The sequence below is a fragment of the Veillonella sp. ZSJB6 genome (assembly GCF_051549505.1).
Lineage (GTDB): Bacteria > Bacillota > Negativicutes > Veillonellales > Veillonellaceae > Veillonella.
This window is the reverse complement of the sequence record NZ_JBPUGE010000059.1, coordinates 1-269: the sequence shown is the minus strand read 5'-3', so window position 1 is coordinate 269 and position 269 is coordinate 1. Positions and strand designations below refer to the sequence as shown.

Below are 269 nucleotides of genomic sequence, written 5' to 3'. Positions count from 1 at the left end.
CGAACGGCGGCACGTCATCTACGCCGAGGCCCGGATGAGCCACTATTTGCACGTGTCCGTCCAAATCGTCCACATCTTGCATCAGTTCGCACCGCCTGAGGCGATCCGCGTCTACTCGGTCGACGAGACGCTCGTCGACTTGACCGGGACGGAGCGGCTGTTCGGGAACGATGCGCACGTCGCCCGCCTCATCCGCTCGACCGTCTTCCGCTATACCGGCATCCCGGTCACGATCGGCATCGGTCCGAACAACGTCCTCGCCAAGCTCG

General features: G+C 63.9%; 1 protein-coding gene. It reads left to right on the top strand.

The window, feature by feature from the left end; translation table 11 throughout:
• Window positions 1–34: 34 nt before the first annotated feature.
• The coding region (locus tag ACSV5T_RS09890; RefSeq protein WP_438321003.1) for a hypothetical protein at window positions 35–269 on the top strand (235 nt) is incomplete at its 3' end.